Consider the following 17966-nt stretch of genomic DNA (forward strand, 5'->3'; position numbering starts at 1 on the left):
GGTTAAATCCCAATTATTGTTTAATAAAAGTTTCTGTATGCCCTCCTTCTTCGATTAACTTCAAGCTGTTATCGGAAATTTCAACTGTATAAGTTTCAGGGTCATCATCTCCCCAATCAAGAACCAACTTAGTACTACCGTCAAATGTATAAGAGAATGATTCTGTATTAGACTCATCATCATACACATCATAAGATTCCCAAGTTCCTTTACCGTCTGATTTAAAAGTAACAATTTCTTTGTTTCCACCTCCCCACGTATAAGACCAAACACCTACTAACGGATTTTCATCTTCATCATCATCGCTACAAGAAGTAAAACCTGCACATAAAGCAATAACCAATAAAGTCGCAAACAATCTAAATGTTTTCATATTCTGTAAATAATCTTTTTGTTAATAAATTAATTGTAGTATAAGCTGCTCAAAAATTGAGTTGGCTACTTAAAAGATAGTAGCAAAAGTTGTTTCTTAATGTCTGATTCGTAGTTATATATCGTTTTATGTACCCTGTTTCCTTCAGATACTATTAAAAATTAAAAGGCGTGGAAACTATTGAATATTATCATATTGAGGCTCTGGACTGCCCAAGGTTGAATAATAAACAATAGCCCACGCCAAACGATATATAGACTATCTTAACAAGATAGGTATATAACATTGACGTGAGCGTTCTTGCCTATTATCTTCAACCTTCGAAATTGTCCAGATTCCAATATGAGATAATATCTTAAACGCTCTTCGTTAACTAATATGTCCTTTCAGACCTAACACATTAGGTATCTGAAATTGCCACAAAGTTACGAAAAGCGTTTGTAATAGCAAGAACTATTGTTTATTAAAAGTTGAGAGCTGCCTCTTCTTAGTAAATCCAAGTAGGTAGAAAATTTGTGATTGCCTATATAAGAGCAAAATTTTAAAATTTTCTACCCAACTGATAATTTATACCTATGGCTTTATAAACTGATTTTTGATCCGTTGAACGGTGGAAATACCAATACTTTGTAGCTTAGCTATATTTCTGATTGAATAGCCTTTTCTTAGTAAAGCAATGACTTCTTTATATTCTTCTTTCTTCTTATCATCCTTTTTGGTTGAACCTGTCTTTCTGCCAAGTTTACCACCTTTGGCAATATAGTTTGCCCTACCACTATTCAAACGGTATTGAATATTGCTTCTTTCGATATTTGCCATTTCTGCAAGTACTGTCACCATGATAGACGCTATTGGATTAACTTCTCCATTTGGTTGCAAAGTATATAAGCCTAAGTTCTGTATGTAAACCGATACTTTCGATTCATGCAATATATCCAAAGAGCGAAGAACCTGTAATGTACTTCTTCCCAATCTTGACAATTCAGACAAAAGTAGGATATTCACAGATTCACGTTTACAGTATTCCAAACATTCCCCTAAAATCTGCCTTTCCTCTATTTTCTTTGCACCTGAAATATGCTCCTGGAATATATTCACTATTTCTATATCCTGTGAAATAGCATATTTCTTTAAATCCTCTATTTGTCTGCTCGTGTCCTGTCTGTCATTACTTGACGAAACACGAGCGTATATTACGGCTGTTTTCATTTTATTCTTTGATTAAATTGATAACATGAAAGAATGTGTTCAAAGCAACTTTGCAGATTTATTTGAACACATTCCTGTTTTGAACACTAACGAGGTTTATTCGCTTCTTCAATATCCCATAAGCCAACTAAAAGAATAAGTAGGATTAACGGAACACAACCTGTTATAAAAGACAATACCACCCAAAAGAGCCAAACAAGTATCTTATAATAAAACATGATTTTTTGTTTTACGTAGTTAATAAAATAGGAGAATACCCATTTCTGAATATTCCCCTGTTTAATCAATCAATAAACCACTTATATTTAGTGTCTCCATGCAAAGCGGCATTTATTCCCGTTGCTATTTCGGTTGCATTTACCGCTCTATCCAAAAACGTGTCGATATAACTATTTTTACACGCTCCAGTTAACAAATTAAAGAATTCCCACATAGACAAGTCACTTCCCAAGCTACCAAAGTTCTCATCATTGATATAAGCCCTAGCCACATTGTTAATCTGTGTATCAGTAAATAACATACGTGGAATATCTTTCTGATAACTTTGTGGCAATGATTGATAAAGTTTCATTCTACCTAATAGTTGGCAAAATTGATGTTCTGTAAGGTATGAATTACCAAGTGTTTGCATTAAGTGTAGATGTTTTGCAGGTTGGTAACTCTGAAACATTTCCAATACTGCTTGATATAAATCTTTGGTATTAGTAACTTCCAAACAGCTAAGAAAACCGTCTGTTGATACACACAAATTTGTGCATACTTTACAAATAAAGCCAATAAACACTTTAAAGCGTTCTGCTCCTTTCTTTGAATAAAGATTGGTGTGATTATAAGCACGAACACCACCAATAGTTAATATTAACTTATTTCCGTTCACCGTTTCGTAAATCGTAGGAATCTGAATAATAAAAGCACATCTTTCGTAGTAGATAGTCTTATCACTTTCTAATAACTGATTGGCTGGCTTATGGATAGCACCCGAAATACGACCCTTAATAACATGTGATACCCGTATATCGGGCTTATCAATACTTTCACCACTGAAAAACGTATTTGCAGCGTCATAAACAGTATCAATAAATGCAGGGTGAGGAATTGTAAGCTCATTGTCTTTGGCAAATACGGGTGTAATACAATCTTCTTTCAAATGTTGCATTGTTACCTCTAGTGTATTAGCTTCCAAGAAATGAGGATTCTCTTTTTTAACTTTTGGTTGTTCTTCGATTATTGTTGCTTCTTCTGCATATTCACCAAAGTTACTTTCTCTTCTTACCTGTGGCACATTGCCAATAATTTGTAGATTTCTCATAACGAATAAAATTTTAAATGATTTATAAATTGATTACGTGGATTGAAATATATTTCGTTTTCTATCCAACTACCCTCGGGGGTTGTTAGAACTACTCTTCATGTGCTCATGTAACTTTCAATTCAGTAAATCATAGGAGAAGTAAGCTGATATACATTTAAGATCCTATTTTTATAGGTAGGGGGTATTATATATAAGTACCTATACTTTATTGCACGCATATCTTTCTACTCTCCACAAATGGAACTACTTTAGACCATTACAGAATGTGGCATAACCATACAACCAATGTTTGAAAAATGAGTATCATTCATTTTTTAGCTTCCCCAATTATTCGTAAATTTGTGTATCCCATGAAGGAAAGATTACCGTATTGCATCGAGGGCTTATTATCTCCATTTCCCAATTACTATCAATGTGGTAAATTCATTTCTTCGCAGTCTTTCATAGATAAAGCCATGTTTGATAGATTTTATTGCAGTCGCCTATATACTAGTATTAGACGACCTTTTTCATTTTTGTAGCATAACCATAAAAAGTAGGGCAATTTGACGTCTGCCCTACCTCTTGTGGTTATGAAAAATTCTTCTTATTACCTACCATGTCAGAAGTATATACCTATCAAGAATTACGTGAATTAGCCTTGAAACACGGAATCAGAGATAATAAAGTCCATATCGGTGTATGGATACAAACACAAGGCTATCAGAAACAGAGAATACAGATTAACCACATTAGAAAAACATTTTATTTAAAATCCCATGATTGAGACAAGAATCCCAATAGCACCTGACACAAGTACCACCCTTACAGATGAAACAACAGAACACATTGTTAATCGCAAGGTAACAATCAAAATAGACAGAGATTATTTAAAAAAGAAGTATGCAGAACTATACGAACAACTGGCAAAAGTTGCAGAAAAATATCCTTATACTCCGAAAAAACAACTTGTAAAAAAACAGGGGCACGCTCATGTAAAAAAACAGGGTGGACTATACTACTAACCATTGGAAAATAACTAATAAGCATTGCCTTCTTTCAGAAGTCAAAAGCACATTCTAAATCTTATTTTTTTCATGTATGTAAATCAACTAACCAATGAAACTTATATAAACAGAAAGGAAGCCAAAATAAGTCTCGGAACTTCCAATTTCAACAGATTATTAAAAAAGAAGATTATTTATTTTATCAACGGACAACCATTTGCCAACTATGGGATACAGAATAATACCGGCAAGCCTAGTCATAGGACTTACAACAAATGAAGCATATACTTATTTTTGTTTATTAGCGAAATCAGATTACAACACTTATATTTCACGCGTAAAGCTTGAAACGCTATCCCAATTGACAGGAATAAGCAAGACCGAATATATATCCAAGCATATCGAGAAACTAATAAAGAAAGGGTTACTACGGAAAGATACACAACAGAACATTGGTAACAAAGGCGTGTTCAATACCTGTACGTATTATCTATACAAACCGCAAATTGACTGGATTAGAATTGACTTGGATTTATTGGAAGAAAACATTCCTAACAAACTCAAAGCTTTCCTCATCTTATTAAAATGTATCTGCCTAAACAACACCAATTACACAGGATACAACAAAAGTGAAATCTGCAAGAAACTAAATATATCCCGACCGACCTTAGATTCTTATCTCAATCAGTGTATCGACAAAGAACTGATAAAAGAAGAACAAAACGGATACACACTTACAAACACACATTTATTCAAAATAGATATTGTCAAAGGAAAGGATGATGACGAAGTTTATACAAAGGTATATATACCAATGGCTGATTTTTTCGCATCACAAAGCATTACAATACCACCATATAATAAAAAAATAGTAGGCAAAATTATCGACCATTATAGCGCATTACCATTTTTAGCAGCAGCACTAAAAAAACGAAAAATACCGGAAGGAACTGTTTGTACTTGGAAGTATTTAGCTAAAGTCTTGAAGGTAAATATCGTGGAAAAACCTCGTCCCATACCACCAAAGGTTACTCTTATCATGTAAAAATCAACCTTTACAAAAAAGGAGATTCGCTCCGTGATGAGTGAATCTCCTTTTTCTACTAAGTTATTCTTTTAGTCGATTATTCCAAAGTAAGGGACATTTTTCGAACAGGGTCTATAAAAGTGTTTTTCTTCAAAAAATGTCCTTCGCATTATAATATTTCCTCAATCAGCAAATAACATCTTTCACCTCTGACTTTGCATTCGGACACCATAAAAAAATCGCTTATAGTCTTACTTGTTATGGCTTTAGGGGGATGTATATTCAATAGAGCATAAATTCTCTTTATTTCTTCTTTTGTATATTTACGAGTGTATTTTTGACCAACAGTAAATGAGTTCTTTATTAAGCGGATTACCTCTGTTCCGGTTGCCTTCTCACTGTATTGCTTCTGTATCATGGCTTCCGTGATTTTCTTTTTGGAATATTTGAGTTGTTCAATCACTTCTTTACCTACCGTATCATAAGCTTCAACAATAAATGAATCAGCCGCAATCAAATCCCGCTTGTATTCCAGCTCCATTTCAGTAACACAATCTCCCAACATCTCCAACTGGCGGACTATCTCCTTACGCTTGTCTTTAATGGATTGAGATTTATTTTCCCTCTTTAGCCGCTCGCTATCCCCCAATGGACAATAGTGTCCCGCATGATAAACAATAAAAGAATCACAATTATCATATGCTTTATATAGAGAATCTTCATCATGGAAATAATTTTTCATCAATTCCTCATCCATGTAATTGTCTATTGCAAACCAATTTTTGTTCCCGTCCCTATCAAGCATCCTATTGAAAGGAAGACTTTCCAATGCAGCACGATAAGCATCACGGGAAGCCCTGTCTGTTGCACAATCATAAAAGTTCTTCATAGTTCGGTATATTTCCTTGCTGCAAATAAGATAACCTTTTATCTCCTCTTTGCTTCTTTGGGGCAATCCTTTTTTGGTATTACTTATATAGGTAATTGACGAAACTCCATTTCTGAATCGTCCTACTATCTGAATTGCGTCCGTATATGGATCTATCATAGTATGTTCCGCAAAATAGACATCGGTCAGCATTATAACATGAGGTTGCTCTTCCAACTCCATATCCACAGCATTGAAAAAGCGGCTTGTGAAAAAGTTGTACCGCTTCATTTTATCCTTGTTCCACTGTTCGTAAACATTACAAAATCTGTTCTTTTTTAGTTTATCAACACTTTTCGGAGCACAAAAAACAGCAGATTCTTCCAACAGGTCTAGTTGCTTCATCAATGAATATATAATATCGGTTGAATTGATAAACACACAAATCGGAAGTGGTGCAGCTTCCTCATTGTCTAGCTTGGATAGCACATTTTTAAATGCTTGCAGCGTATTATTCGTATGATGAAGCCAAATCTCCTTTTTATAATCGAAAGTCGGCTGTATTTCTATCGTCTGAAAGTTCTGCTCCTTAAATCGAGGATCATTCAATTCTATCGGTGTGGCAGAAACCAATGCTTTTTGGTCAAATTTAAAGAAATCATCTATCGGTAGTGTTATGTTATTCCGGTAATCCGCATCCTTCACTAGCTTATGACATTCATCAAACAGAAGAAAACAAGAACACTGCGCACTCATTTCCAGTTCTTCAAATGCGTCCTTTACTTTCTGAAAACTTTCGGGAGTAGTAAGTATCTTATAATACTTATTCTTACTCTTCTCCAAGTAGTTTACAATATCGTCAGTATATACACCTTCATATACTCCGAACAGATTATCATCTTTATGTTTAGGGTCATTACATTTACCGATAATAACAGGAACATTCGGCTCAATGATAATCGAGTTACGTTTTGCCGTGATTTCTCCATAGGTAGCACCAAGTCCGGTCAACTTCTTATAAAGAATTGTATTCGTGGGAATTTCGGGAAGAACTTCGGTAAGGTATTGCACCCTACCGAGTTCATTAAGATTAATTTCTATTGTCATCTTCCTCATTAACGTCTATCACATCCATTCCTTCATTTTCGTACTCTTCCTGCTTGATTGCATCAAAATCGGGTGCATCTTGCAACAAATTTCCAGGAGTTTTAGCTTCATTAATGAACTGGGACAATTCTTCTACTGGCTTTACATTTAACTTTTTCATAATTTTTAATTTTAATAGATTTATAAATATGAGGGAAGGAATTACACCTTCCCCGTTAATAATTCAATTATGCTATCAATTCTTTTTCCAATAAATAATCATATAACTCTTCTGTCCTTTCCAACCGGAAGAAAATCTTTCCTTTTCTGAAAAAAGCACAGGCAGTAATTTTCGCTCCATACTCACGAAACGTAGGAACAAATTGTAATGCTTTTCCCGCTAAAATCAGTTGCTTAAAAATTGATAGTTGAAAATCATTATCTTCTCCCTCACCATAAGCCGTAACACTATTAGGATTAAAACCAAAATCTTCCGCTTCTCCTGTTTCCAAATAAGTACGTAACCAACTTAATCCCTCTTGATTCAATATCAAACAGAAACCTTGGATCTTTTTGGAACCAATCCAAGCACATGGATAGTTATCCTTGTTAGTGTAAAACTTAACATCCAATTGCTCACCTCTTTTCATCATTGCCTTTACAGTTTGCATTGCACCTTCATTGTCATAAGACTTAACTACTTTTTTTTCTACAAATTCTAAATTCATAATCTTTATTTTTTAAAATTAAACATTAATGAATCTCAAACGAGGTGCGCACCTTTGTTTTTGATTACGCTGTAAAACTACGGAGAAATAGAAGCGTATGAAATGAAGAAAAAAACATAAAGAAATCCCTTTTTTTATGCTTAATTCTTTATGTAATCACAAATATCATAAATCACAATATATCAGCAGATTATATATATTCATACAATAATCATCAATTAAATAAAGGCTATCATTTTTTATCTTTATATGTTTTACCAATATGATTTTAAATGCTCAACCGGATTATTGGGAGATGTTTTACACATAGGAATTTTCCACCAATTTGGACGAACTTCATATTTTTGTAAGTTCCTGATTGTAGCCCGTAAATTCAATATGTCATTTTTAGGACTATCCTCATCAATCAGTTTGAGATATTTCAGTAACCCAAGAATGAAATTCCCCTCGTTATCTGTTAATCCTTTACCTTTGGCTGCAAATGATGAGTGACGTAGTAAGTTATATATACTAAGAGTTATCGTATCAAGTATCGCATTTTCGCGTTTCCTGCCTCTTTTACCTATACTGGGATAATCTTTATCCAATTCCGTTTCCGCTTCTTCCAAAGTTGAAACTCCTAAATATTTATCAAGATATGGAGTTATCATATTGAGAAACCAACTATCATCATTCGTAAGTTCTATTTTCTGTTTGTTATATTCAATCGTGACAATATTACTCTTGGTCTTTTTCTTCTCATGAAACATCTTGTAAAGACGTAGCATATCCGGTCTGACAGAATAACTATACTTTATCTGTGTTGGATCAGCAATATAATCCTCAAAATCAAAATAGCCATTGGTCTGTGTGTATTTATAGTAGATACTTACAATAAGAAGAACAGCGTAAAATACATCTTGGTCTTGCTGTTCATAGGCTTCGTCTTCATTTTTATTGTATGTATTCCACAATGTTTCAATATACTCGGCTTTAAAATTACCACTTTCAAGGACTAAATTCTTTCCCACAGTCATGCTAAATTCATATTTGTCCTCATCTGTCCCGCAATTAGGATAGGGAATCTCCTGCTCTTCCTTCTTTATTGACAAGTACAAATCCTGTATTTCCATTGGGAACTTATTACCCAAAAGATATACATCAGATATATAGTCCAGTTCATTATGAAACATTGAACGGCTGAATCCCACTTCACTATTCAGCCATGATTCGATTCGTTTTATCGTATTGATTGGTATTATCTGATATTCCATATTTTCAAACTTTGTCACAAAAATAAAAAATGTCGCTTCACCATAAAAGCAAAGCGACATTTTATTTTAAAGAAGATTCTTCATTGCATCATCTAATTGTTTATTTTCAAAGCTATCCAAGTAAATCTGTGTCACCCGTTCGGAACTATGTCCCAAAGATTCACTGATTACAGATGTTGAAACTCCCGAACGCTTCAAGACTGTCGCATAAGAATGTCGAGCCGTATAACTGGAAATCTTCAATTCAATACCCAATTCCTTCCCAATATCAGCTAAATATCCGTTGACATTATCCAATACATCATATATTCGGTTTCTTATCTGGCGTGGAGTTCGTTCTCTATTATCCAATATGGGAAATACATATTTACGTTGTGAGGAACGATAACGATTCACTATCTCAATTGCCTTCTCTTGTAATGGTAACATTATTTGTTTCTTCGTTTTCTGACGAATATACACCAAACGTTCACCTTCAAAGTTCTTATCAGTAAGAAACGCCATGTCAGTGAAATTAATACCACCCATTAAGTAAGAGAACGTAAACATATCAACTGCCAATCTCTTATAAAAGCGAGATTTTGACACATCATACTCAATAACCTGCTTCACCTGCTCTTTTGTTATTGCACGCTTAGCTGTCTCCTTATGTAACTTAGAAACCTTATACTTTTTGAATGGATAATTATCTGCTTTTACCAATCCCTCCACAAGGGCTAGATTATATATAGCCCGCAAAGTTCTAAAACGAATACCAATTGTATTATCAGCCAACTTATTACACCTCAACCATGATTCATAAGATTTCAGCCAATTAACATCTATATCAGAGAAATATATATCCAAATGACCTCTGAACTTGCACAATGAATTACAAACTTGCTGAACAGAAAGCGCATACCCTAACCTGCCTTCACCCTTCAGTTGAGCTATATATTCATTAAACAAATCACCAACAGTCTTTACCTTCCTTGCCGGAGCAACCGCTTCAACCAAGGTGGCAGGCGAATATTCCCGTTGTTCCATAGAGAATTCCAGTATCTGTTCTGAATACTTCTGTTCTTGCTCATTTAGAAGCTTAATAATTTGCTCCCTATTAGGACAATTGCGCTTAGGTTTATTCTTCTCAAAGTCCCAATTATTAGGTTTTACTGAAATCCCAAGACTGATATACTTTCGTTTACCCTCTTTACACACACAAATCATAAGCGGATGCTCTCCATTACGAAGAGTTTTTGACTTGTAACACAACACATTAACTGTCGCTTTCATACATTTTTCGGTTTACATCTTGGTTTACATGAACCGCATAATTCGTAGGAAATGTTACTTAATTTAAAGCCCAAGGACAGTTTATCTTAAGAAAATGCAGAAAAACAAAAAGCTCCATAAATCAATGATTTACAGAGCTTTTAATCAGGAATACTCGTACTCGAAGCGGGACTTGAACCCGCACAGCCGCAATGGCCAAAGGATTTTAAGTCCTTCGTGTCTACCATTCCACCATTCGAGCATCCTTTCAAAGAAAGAGCGGAAAACGAGACTCGAACTCGCGACCCTAACCTTGGCAAGGTTATGCTCTACCAACTGAGCTATTTCCGCGTTTTTTCAACGGGTGCAAAGATAAGTAGTTTACTTGTTTCTGCCAAATCTTTTCGGAGGAAAGTTTAAAAAACTATCCTCCGAAAGTTTATTTTATCTTCCAAGCAGTGCTTTCTCCGCTTTCTCCATTCCGCAAAAGTTGAATCCATCGATCACTTGCTGCATCAATGCGGAGATTTCTGCATTACAGAGGTTACCGATACTACCTTCATGAGTATGGTGTACTTCTTTAGTATGCGAGAATTTACCTGCTTCAATATCCAAACCTACCTTTTTATATGCATCACGGAAAGGCATACCTTCACGTGCCAAACGATTTACCTCTTCCACACTAAAAATAAGAAGGTATTTGTCATCATCAAGAATATGTTCATTTACCTTTATTTCATTCATGATATAGGTTGTCATCTGCAAACAGTCTTTCAATTCCTGAAAAGCAGGAAGGAAAACTTCTTTGATAATCTGCAAATCACGGAAATAGCCGGAAGGCAGATTGTTCGCAATCATCATAATCTGTTGGGGAAGCGATTGCAATTTATTGCATTTAGCACGTGTCAGTTCAAACACATCGGGATTTTTTTTATGAGGCATAATGCTGGACCCTGTGGTGCAGTCATCGGGCAACTTGACGAAACCGAAGTTTTGACTGTTAAACATACAGGCGTCAAAAGCTAATTTGGAGATTGTTCCGGCAATCGTAGCCAATGCAAAAGCGACATTGCGCTCCATCTTTCCACGCCCCATTTGAGCATATACAACATTGTAATTCATTGAATCAAAACCCAGCAAGTCAGTCGTCATGGTACGGTTCAAAGGAAAAGACGAACCATATCCGGCTGCCGAACCTAATGGATTACGATTGCACATCTTAAATGCTGCTTGTAAAAACAGCATATCGTCCATAAGACTCTCAGCGTAGGCACCAAACCACAAACCAAAAGAAGAAGGCATGGCGATCTGCAGGTGTGTATATCCCGGCATCAAAACGTTTTTATATCGTTCGCTCTGACGGATCAAGACATGGAATAGTTGCTCTACCGCTTCGGCAACCTCTTTTATTTGTGTACGGGTAAAAAGCTTCAAGTCCAACAGAACCTGATCATTTCTGGAACGGCCACTATGTATTTTCTTTCCGATATCACCCAAACGGCGGGTCAACATCAGTTCTACCTGTGAATGTACATCTTCTACCCCGTCTTCTATCACAAATTCACCTTTTTCAGCCGAGGCATAAATACTCTTCAATTCCACCAGCAACTGGTCCAGTTCTTCTTTCGTCAACAACCCAATGCTTTCAAGCATCGTAATGTGAGCCATAGAGCCAAGCACATCATGCTTGGCCAAATAAAGATCCATCTCACGATCACGACCTACCGTGAAACGTTCGATATCCTTATTTACCTGTACGGACTTCTCCCAAAGTTTCTGTGCCATAAAAAATAAGATTAATATTCAATAACTGCCAGCATATCAACCATCTTCTCCAAACCTTCCTGGAGAGGTTTCTGCACCATTGCTTTCATAAATGGATTAAGGTCCATTCCGATAGTTACCTTCACTTTACACTCTTCTTCTGCAGTTTCAACCAGTTGAATCCACATATTAAAAGGAAGAGGAGAGTTAGTTGTTGCCAATTTTATACACTTACAAGGATCGCGCTCTACAATTTGCAAAGTCAATTGTCCAATAGGAGAAACACTAAAACTCAACGTGTCCGAATCAAAACTCAAATCCTGCACCTTATCTTTTGGCAAACGGTCTTTGACTGCTTCCAGATTACTTAAATCCGAAAGTTTATTATATACGCGCTCCTGACTGTAAGGTATTACCTTGACACTACTCTCAAAATTACTCATAATTTTCTATTAGTATAAAACAAAAAAAGAACAATCCGGCCAAATATTGTCCGAACAGTTCTTTTTACCGAATATGTTTGATCAAAAAATGAATCTTATTTTCCAGCATCCCAATGAGCAGGGTCTTTACGCCATTCGTTCAATGTCTGTATGTCTTCTTCTTCGATATAACCTGTACGAAGAGCAACATCAAGCACTGCTTCATAATTGGTCAACGTTACCAAAGTCACCTTTGCATTTTTGAATGCCTCTTCTGCTACCGGGAATCCATACGTATAAGCTGCAACCATACCGATTACTTCGCAACCATCGCGACGAATTGCTTCAACAGCCTTCAAACTACTACCACCTGTAGAAATCAAATCCTCTACGACTACGACTTTCATACCCGGACGAAGTTCACCTTCAATCAGGTTTTCCAATCCATGATCTTTGGGGGTAGAACGAACATACACGAACGGCAGATTCAATGCATCAGCTACTAAAGCTCCCTGCGGAATAGCGCCTGTAGCTACACCAGCAATCGCATCCACCTGTCCGAATCGTTCCAATATCAGACGTGTAATTTCAATCTTCACAAAATTACGAAGAGAAGGATAGGACAGAGTTTTACGGTTGTCACAGTAAAAGGGGGATTTCCATCCAGAAGCCCATGTAAAAGGGTTAGCGGGTTGAAGTTTAATAGCTTTAATCTTCAACAGTTTCTCCGCAAATAGTCTCTCTAAGTTTTTCATAACTAAACTAACTATTAATTATTTGCCGCAAAAGTACAGAAATTGAACGAGAATAAAAAGAAGAATCCGTTTATTTTTTCAGTCAATTTGTTCCTCTTCATCAGGAATGTCGATACAACGCTTAATATCTTTCAGTTCAAAGCCACGACTCATAGCGAATCGCATCAGCTTTCCATTCAATTCATAATCGTCTGCTGCATGGATACTTTTCCGTTTGGAAGCCAGCAGATCACGCAGAATAGAAAGGTATTCTTCTTCATCAATTTCATTCAAATAACGCCATGCCACATCAGATGGGATCTTCTTCATATAAAGTCCCTGGGCTATTTTCATTTTTCCCCATTTGGCAAAGCGGAACTTGTCATTCACAAAAGCTCTGCAGAAACGTTCATCATCGATAAACTTCTCTGATTCCAGTCGGTCAAGAATACGCGCAATGGTATCATAGGCTATTCCCCAACGTTGTAACTTCTCATTTATTTCTGCCCGGCAATGCTCGGCAGTGGAGCAGTAAGAGGCTACGCGATTTAAAGCCTCTTCATCAGTTAATTGTGCACTCATCGGTTAGCTGTAACTATTCTATCTTTTCCAAATATGTCTCTTATAACACGAACATCACGATATTGGTTCATTTCAAGTATGTGTGCTGTTTCCCGGCCATAGGCCTGGTTGATTTCAAAATAAAGTTTCCCACCCGGCAAGAGTAATTCACTTCCCAGACGGGCTATGCGATTATAAAACCGTAAAGGGTCCTCGTCAGGAACAAACAGGGCCAGTCCCGGTTCCCAATCAAGGACATTAGCGTCCATTTCGTTCTTTTCCGTTTCGGTCACATAAGGCGGATTGCTGACAATAACATCGAAAGACGGTGTCTTTTCCCAATCATCGGCCAGAACATCTCTTTGTAAAAATCTCACCCCGGCTTCCAAGACGTCATTGTTTTCACGGGCAATAACCAATGCTTCTTCCGAAATATCCCAAGCTTCTACTTCTGCATCCGGAAGTTTTTTATCCAAAGAGATCGCAATACATCCGCTTCCCGTACCTATATCTAATAGACGACGGGCATTCGGATTCTCCTCCACTATTAGTTCCACAAGTTCCGCAGTCTCCGGTCGGGGAATCAGTACGCCGGAAGCAACCTTAAAATTCCTTCCACAAAACTCCGCAAAACCTCGAATGTACTGTATAGGCTCATTTTTCTGTAAACGGAATATAATGTTTTCTAATTCACGCTGTTTGCATTCGGATAAAATTATATCTTTGCCCATGTAAATATCGAGCGCATCTAAACCTAACATGTCGCAACAAATCAGCATCGAAAGGGCTTTTACCTCTTCCGGTGGATAGATTTCCTGCAAAGATTGGCGAATGTAAGCGGTGATACGATTCATATTTTCACAATTTCGAAGTGCAAAAGTAAGAATAATATGGCGAAGAGCACCAAAATGGAAGAAGAAAAATACATGAGGCGTTGCATTGAGCTTGCAAAGAATGGGTTATGCAATGTGCCTCCAAACCCGATGGTAGGGGCTGTTATCGTATGTGACGGGCGTATTATCGGTGAAGGTTATCACATTCGCTGCGGAGAGGCACATGCAGAGGTTAACGCAATCCGTTCTATCAAAGATGAGTCATTATTGAAACATTCTACAATTTATGTCAGTCTGGAGCCTTGCTCCCACTATGGAAAAACGCCTCCTTGTGCCGATCTTATTATAGAAAAGCAGATTCCCCGCATTGTTATCGGTTGTCAAGACCCTTTTTCAGAAGTAGCCGGACGGGGAATCCAGAAATTACGGGATGCCGGACGGGAAGTGACAGTCGGTGTATTAGAGGAAGAATGTAAATCGCTGATTCGTCGTTTTATCATTTTTAATACACTTCACCGTCCTTTCATCACACTGAAATGGGCAGAATCCGCCGATCACTTTATTGATATAGAACGTACAGATGGAAAACCTGTACTCCTCTCCTCTCCTCTTACTTCCATGCTAGTGCATAAAAAAAGAGCGGAGGCGGATGCGATTATGGTAGGCAGGCGAACTGCTTTATTGGATAATCCGTCACTTACGGTACGCAACTGGTATGGACATAACCCGATACGCGTTGTATTAGACCGCACATTATCTCTTCCAAATGATTTACATATTTTCGATGGTAACGTGCCTACATTAATCTTTACTGAAAAACAACAGCTAGAAAAAAAGAACATCACATATATTACCATTAACTTTAACCATAACCCACTGAAACAGATCATGGAAGCATTGTATCAACGAAAAATACAATCATTATTGGTGGAAGGAGGCAGGCAATTGCTGCAATCATTCATTGATAATGAGCTATGGGATGAAGCCTATATCGAAAAGTGCCCCAACCGGTTACATTCCGGTGTTAAAGCACCTCAAATGGACGATAATTTTAGTTATTCGATAGAAGAACACTTCGAAAGACAAATTTGGCATCATGTTCGTCGGATATAGCTAAGATAGTTCTATTCAGGGGGTTTTATGTCGATAAAAACAGTGTTATTATCTATAATTTTATATAAAACTTACCTGTAATGTTCATTATCGGAAAAAATGTTTCTATTTTTGCAACTTGTAAATAAACACAATCTTTCAAATGAAAATAAAGTTTTTATCATTCATTGCGAGTTTTTTCATGGTGTCATTTGTTATAACGTCATGTCTTGATGACGATAATAACATCGAATATAGCCCGGATGCAACTATACATGCGTTTGAACTTGACACAATCGGAGGGTATGGGGTAAAGTATAAATTCACTATTGACCAATTATCACGTGAAATCTATAACGAAGACTCTCTTCCTGTCCATGCCGATACCATCATTGACAAGATTTTAATCAAAACATTAACAACGGCATCAGGCGTCGTTACAATGAAAGACAAAAGCGGTAACGATTCTGTCATAAACATCAATGATTCTATCGATCTTCGGGAGCCACTTACTATAAAGGTATGGTCGACAGAAGCCTTAGCGGGTATATCTCCTAATCAAACTAAGGAATATACCATTAAGGTAAATGTGCATCAGTATGATCCGGATTCGTTAAGATGGAAGTATATGGATAAAATTAATGACCAAATTCAAATTACAGGAGAACAAAAATCTATTATTTTTGGAAGTGAAGTTCTCACATACTCTGTAGTTAATAGCAAGTTATATGTATATAAGAATTCTTTAACTAACTTCGGCAATGGGGCTCCACAAGCAACTGTAGGATTACCGGAAGGTAAACTTCCGACTTCTATCATAACCTTCAAATTCAACGACAGAAGCAACGCCATGTTATATGCCACCTCCGATGATTATAAAGTGTATGAATCTGAAGATGGAATAAATTGGGAAATATCTGAAAAGTTCGGGGATAAAGTGGAGTTACTTGTAGCCACACTAACAAATAAAGATATCAGCAGAATTTGTTATATAAAGAAAGGAGCAGATGACCAACGCTATTTCTATTATCAAACAAGTGATAAACAACAAGAGACTATTGAAACTTATGAAGAAGGAAAAGTACCAGAAAAGTTTCCGACTAAAAACATATCCTACACAATACATACGACTGCAACAAATATTAATTCAGTCCTTTTAGTAGGAGATACAGAAACGGCGACTTTGGCTGATGACAGTGAATTAGAAACGACCATTGTATGGGCATATGATGGAAACAAATGGGTTGAGTTCTCAACTACTTCCTCTGTTGCATACTGTCCTAAATACACTCAACCATCTATTATATATTATAATGACTTAGTATACATATTTGGTCAAGACTTCAGTTCTATTTATGTTTCCAATCAAGGATTATTCTGGAAAAAGGCGAATTCTAAGTTCTCCTTCCCCCATAGAGATTGGAGCAAAGGAGGAACTCCAGATCCCGATGTAGATCCTGAATTCAGAGGCAGAACCAACTATTCAATGGTACTAGATCCTAATACTCAAAATCTATGGATTATCTTTAGTAAAGGAAGTGCAAGTTTTGAAGAAGAGGTAGAAAAAGAAGAAAGCACGAAGACAACCACAACCGAAACACGTACGTATGAGCATGATTCAGAGGTATGGCGTGGTCGTCTTAATCAACTATGGTTTGATTTGGCAAAAGCCGGGAAATAAAAACGTATACGTTTAAAATAAGAAGATGTCCTATATAGAACAAATAGACAAAACTCGGATACCACAACACGTAGCCATCATTATGGATGGAAACGGACGATGGGCAAAACAACGAGGGGAAGAACGTACTTACGGTCACCGTGCTGGCGCAGAAACGGTACAGAATATTACTGAAGATGCTGCCAGGCTGGGGATTAAGTACCTGACACTTTACACCTTCTCAACCGAGAACTGGAATCGGCCGCAAGACGAGATAGCGGCTTTGATGAATCTATTGCTAGAATCTATTGAAGAAGAGACACTGATGAAGAACAATATTCGCTTCAACGTAATCGGTGATTTCAAGAAGTTACCGGTTGAAGTGCAGAAAAGTTTGACGTCATGTATAGAACGCACATCCAGGAATAGTGGAATGTATATGGTACTAGCTCTTAGTTACTCATCCCGTTGGGAAATAACAGAAGCGGTACGGCAAATAGCGACGCAAGTAAAAACGGGAGAAATATCTCCCGAGCAAATAACCGATGAGTGTATCTCATCTCATCTGGATACTAATTTTATGCCCGACCCGGATTTACTGATCCGAACGGGAGGAGAAATCCGGCTAAGCAATTATCTCTTATGGCAATGTGCTTATTCGGAGCTTTATTTTTGTGATACCTTTTGGCCGGACTTCGACAAAGAAGAACTCTACAAAGCCATTTGGGAATACCAACAAAGGGAACGCCGATTCGGCAAAACCAGTGAACAAATCAGCTAATATAACTCGAAACATCAAATTATAAC

The 17966-nt window shown here is 36.8% G+C and carries 18 protein-coding genes and 2 tRNA genes; 5 read left to right on the plus strand and 15 right to left on the minus strand.

Annotated features, from left to right (window positions below; translation table 11 throughout):
- Positions 1–13 precede the first annotated feature (13 nt).
- The 3 genes from I2I04_RS00410 to I2I04_RS00420 form a co-directional block, all read right to left on the minus strand.
- Positions 14–373 carry a DUF5640 domain-containing protein gene (locus tag I2I04_RS00410; RefSeq protein ID WP_049701763.1) on the minus strand — a complete coding sequence of 120 codons (360 nt, stop codon included), beginning with the start codon at positions 371–373 and terminating at the stop codon, positions 14–16.
- A 573-nt stretch (positions 374–946) separates the two neighbouring features.
- Positions 947–1582: a recombinase family protein gene (locus I2I04_RS00415; RefSeq protein ID WP_117971619.1), complete on the minus strand. Its 636-nt coding sequence runs from the start codon at positions 1580–1582 to the stop codon at positions 947–949.
- 283 nt (positions 1583–1865) lie between these two features.
- Complete coding sequence (locus tag I2I04_RS00420) at positions 1866–2891, minus strand: DUF3871 family protein (RefSeq protein WP_117971622.1); 1026 nt, start codon at positions 2889–2891, stop codon at positions 1866–1868.
- Between the two features lie 761 nt (positions 2892–3652).
- On the opposite strand from I2I04_RS00420, the gene I2I04_RS00425 reads away from it, so the two are divergent.
- Together I2I04_RS00425 and I2I04_RS00430 are read left to right on the plus strand one after the other, a co-directional pair.
- The gene (locus tag I2I04_RS00425) at positions 3653–3898 is read left to right on the plus strand and encodes a hypothetical protein (RefSeq protein ID WP_117611307.1); all 246 of its coding nucleotides are present in this window, start codon (positions 3653–3655) and stop codon (positions 3896–3898) included.
- A gap of 208 nt (positions 3899–4106) precedes the next feature.
- Positions 4107–4925, plus strand: coding sequence for a winged helix-turn-helix domain-containing protein (locus I2I04_RS00430; RefSeq protein WP_117971628.1), 819 nt, complete (start codon positions 4107–4109; stop codon positions 4923–4925).
- A 151-nt stretch (positions 4926–5076) separates the two neighbouring features.
- Here I2I04_RS00430 and I2I04_RS00435 read toward each other — a convergent pair whose 3' ends face one another.
- The 12 genes from I2I04_RS00435 to prmC all read right to left on the minus strand — a co-directional run bounded on the left by I2I04_RS00435 (position 5077) and on the right by prmC (position 14428).
- Entirely contained in the window at positions 5077–6882 is a 1806-nt protein-coding gene (locus tag I2I04_RS00435) for a DEAD/DEAH box helicase family protein (RefSeq protein WP_117971631.1), read from the minus strand.
- Positions 6866–7042 carry a hypothetical protein gene (locus I2I04_RS00440; protein ID WP_007754371.1) on the minus strand — a complete coding sequence of 59 codons (177 nt, stop codon included), beginning with the start codon at positions 7040–7042 and terminating at the stop codon, positions 6866–6868. Before I2I04_RS00440 ends, I2I04_RS00435 begins: the two co-directional genes overlap by 17 nt.
- Positions 7043–7109: 67 nt before the next feature.
- Complete coding sequence (locus I2I04_RS00445; RefSeq protein ID WP_229032993.1) at positions 7110–7589, minus strand: hypothetical protein; 480 nt, start codon at positions 7587–7589, stop codon at positions 7110–7112.
- A gap of 254 nt (positions 7590–7843) precedes the next feature.
- On the minus strand, positions 7844–8842 hold the full coding sequence (locus tag I2I04_RS00450) for a hypothetical protein (RefSeq protein WP_229032992.1): 999 nt from the start codon (positions 8840–8842) through the stop codon (positions 7844–7846).
- Positions 8843–8908: 66 nt separating this feature from the next.
- Positions 8909–10114 carry a site-specific integrase gene (locus tag I2I04_RS00455; protein WP_049701755.1) on the minus strand — a complete coding sequence of 402 codons (1206 nt, stop codon included), beginning with the start codon at positions 10112–10114 and terminating at the stop codon, positions 8909–8911.
- A 157-nt stretch (positions 10115–10271) separates the two neighbouring features.
- Positions 10272–10355 (minus strand) — tRNA-Leu (locus tag I2I04_RS00460).
- A gap of 16 nt (positions 10356–10371) precedes the next feature.
- Positions 10372–10444: transfer RNA gene (locus I2I04_RS00465), tRNA-Gly, on the minus strand.
- Positions 10445–10537: 93 nt separating this feature from the next.
- Positions 10538–11878 (minus strand): argininosuccinate lyase, encoded by a 1341-nt coding sequence (argH, locus tag I2I04_RS00470; RefSeq protein ID WP_004305025.1) that lies wholly within the window; start codon positions 11876–11878, stop codon positions 10538–10540.
- 11 nt (positions 11879–11889) lie between these two features.
- A complete protein-coding gene (locus I2I04_RS00475) occupies positions 11890–12300 on the minus strand; it encodes an SRPBCC family protein (protein WP_008024483.1) in 411 nt (136 codons plus the stop codon).
- A 95-nt stretch (positions 12301–12395) separates the two neighbouring features.
- Positions 12396–13034, minus strand: a complete 639-nt coding sequence (gene pyrE / locus I2I04_RS00480) for an orotate phosphoribosyltransferase (protein WP_004299787.1) — start codon at positions 13032–13034, stop codon at positions 12396–12398.
- A gap of 78 nt (positions 13035–13112) precedes the next feature.
- Entirely contained in the window at positions 13113–13595 is a 483-nt protein-coding gene (locus I2I04_RS00485) for a regulatory protein RecX (RefSeq protein ID WP_004299786.1), read from the minus strand.
- Entirely contained in the window at positions 13592–14428 is an 837-nt protein-coding gene (prmC, locus tag I2I04_RS00490; RefSeq protein WP_195654020.1) for a peptide chain release factor N(5)-glutamine methyltransferase, read from the minus strand. The genes I2I04_RS00485 and prmC overlap by 4 nt, the downstream gene beginning before the upstream one ends.
- A gap of 36 nt (positions 14429–14464) precedes the next feature.
- Here prmC and ribD point away from each other — a divergent pair, with 36 nt between their 5' ends.
- From ribD to I2I04_RS00505, 3 genes are all read left to right on the plus strand, one after another.
- Positions 14465–15520, plus strand: a complete 1056-nt coding sequence (gene ribD, locus I2I04_RS00495) for a bifunctional diaminohydroxyphosphoribosylaminopyrimidine deaminase/5-amino-6-(5-phosphoribosylamino)uracil reductase RibD (protein WP_195471842.1) — start codon at positions 14465–14467, stop codon at positions 15518–15520.
- Between the two features lie 142 nt (positions 15521–15662).
- Positions 15663–17180, plus strand: coding sequence for a DUF6242 domain-containing protein (locus tag I2I04_RS00500; RefSeq protein ID WP_195654021.1), 1518 nt, complete (start codon positions 15663–15665; stop codon positions 17178–17180).
- 25 nt (positions 17181–17205) lie between these two features.
- Positions 17206–17940 carry an isoprenyl transferase gene (locus I2I04_RS00505; RefSeq protein ID WP_143257019.1) on the plus strand — a complete coding sequence of 245 codons (735 nt, stop codon included), beginning with the start codon at positions 17206–17208 and terminating at the stop codon, positions 17938–17940.
- Positions 17941–17966 lie beyond the last annotated feature (26 nt).

The organism is Bacteroides sp. 1001136B_160425_E2 (genome assembly GCF_015559655.1).
Lineage (GTDB): Bacteria > Bacteroidota > Bacteroidia > Bacteroidales > Bacteroidaceae > Bacteroides > Bacteroides luhongzhouii.